The organism is Klebsiella sp. Lac1 (assembly GCF_009825425.1).
Classification (GTDB): Bacteria; Pseudomonadota; Gammaproteobacteria; order Enterobacterales; family Enterobacteriaceae; genus Klebsiella; species Klebsiella electrica.
The window spans coordinates 1-1,532 of record NZ_VJZJ01000010.1 but is presented as its reverse complement, the minus strand read 5'-3'; the positions used below and the strand labels follow the sequence as shown (position 1 = coordinate 1,532).

Annotated in this window: 1 protein-coding gene and 2 pseudogenes; 1 reads left to right on the top strand and 2 read right to left on the bottom strand. The window is 50.8% G+C overall.

Translation table 11 applies throughout. The features are described 5' to 3' along the window. Positions 1-29: 29 nt before the first annotated feature. A pseudogene (locus FNY10_RS26495) lies at positions 30-611 on the bottom strand (IS110-like element IS4321 family transposase); the annotation flags it as partial. Positions 612-675: 64 nt separating this feature from the next. Between FNY10_RS26495 and FNY10_RS26490 the strand changes: the two are divergent. After that, on the top strand, positions 676-1,380 hold the full coding sequence (locus FNY10_RS26490) for an IS6-like element IS26 family transposase (RefSeq protein WP_001067855.1): 705 nt from the start codon (positions 676-678) through the stop codon (positions 1,378-1,380). Positions 1,381-1,431: 51 nt separating this feature from the next. Here the strand turns inward: FNY10_RS26490 and FNY10_RS26485 are convergent. Beyond that, positions 1,432-1,532: pseudogene (locus tag FNY10_RS26485) on the bottom strand (IS6 family transposase); the annotation flags it as partial.

The following is a 1,532-nucleotide window of genomic DNA, read 5'->3' as shown; positions in this document are numbered from 1 at the left end:
TAATTCTTTAAACCGGTGTATTTCTGCCGTTATGCTACATAAGTTTGCTGTCGTGCCGTTAGGGCCCAGGCTATTCTGGCCAGCTTGTTTGCCAGAGCACAAGTGACGACAAAGTTGCTTTTCCGGCACAGTAAATCCCTGACCCAATCGGCCAATTTGCCAGACTGGTGTTCCAGTTTTTGTATGAATACCCTGGCACATTGAACCAACAAAGTTCGGATCTTTTTATTACCTCGCTTACTAATTCCCAGCAATGTCGTCCTACCTCCCGTGCTGTACTGCCGAGGTACAAGCCCTGTTGCCGCCGCAAAGTCACGGCTGCTGGCGTACTGCTTCCCGTCGCCAATCTCAGTTGAAATAGTACTCGCTGTCAGTGTTCCGACGCAGGGAATGCTCAGCAAGCGCTGTCCAACCTCATCTTCGTCCAACTTTCGTTTCAACTGGGATTCCAAATCTTTAATCTGCTCAACAAGATAGTGATAATGCTGTTGTAATTTCAGCAATAACTGGCTGAGGTAAAGAGGCAAACTATTATCCTCAAGAATGGTACTCAGTCGGCTAATAACGGCAGCTCCTCGGGGAACGCTAATGCCAAATTCCAGCAGAAAAGCAGGCACTGTTGCAAATAGTCGGTGGTGATAAACTTATCATCCCCTTTTGCTGATGGAGCTGCACATGAACCCATTCAAAGGCCGGCATTTTCAGCGTGACATCATTCTGTGGGCCGTACGCTGGTACTGCAAATACGGCATCAGTTACCGTGAGCTGCAGGAGATGCTGGCTGAACGCGGAGTGAATGTCGATCACTCCACGATTTACCGCTGGGTTCAGCGTTATGCGCCTGAAATGGAAAAACGGCTGCGCTGGTACTGGCGTAACCCTTCCGATCTTTGCCCGTGGCACATGGATGAAACCTACGTGAAGGTCAATGGCCGCTGGGCGTATCTGTACCGGGCCGTCGACAGCCGGGGCCGCACTGTCGATTTTTATCTCTCCTCCCGTCGTAACAGCAAAGCTGCATACCGGTTTCTGGGTAAAATCCTCAACAACGTGAAGAAGTGGCAGATCCCGCGATTCATCAACACGGATAAAGCGCCCGCCTATGGTCGCGCGCTTGCTCTGCTCAAACGCGAAGGCCGGTGCCCGTCTGACGTTGAACACCGACAGATTAAGTACCGGAACAACGTGATTGAATGCGATCATGGCAAACTGAAACGGATAATCGGCGCCACGCTGGGATTTAAATCCATGAAGACGGCTTACGCCACCATCAAAGGTATTGAGGTGATGCGTGCACTACGCAAAGGCCAGGCCTCAGCATTTTATTATGGTGATCCCCTGGGCGAAATGCGCCTGGTAAGCAGAGTTTTTGAAATGTAAGGCCTTTGAATAAGACAAAAGGCTGCCTCATCGCTAACTTTGCAACAGTGCCTTAATCTGTCGGTGTTCAACGTCAGACGGGCACCGGCCTTCGCGTTTGAGCAGAGCAAGCGCGCGACCATAGGCGGGCGCTTTATCCGTGTTGATGAATC

Coding starts and splice junctions, on each gene's coding strand:
- FNY10_RS26490 (WP_001067855.1), top strand. CDS start 676: ATGAACCCATTCAAAGGCCGGCATTTTCAGCGTGACATCATTCTGTGG.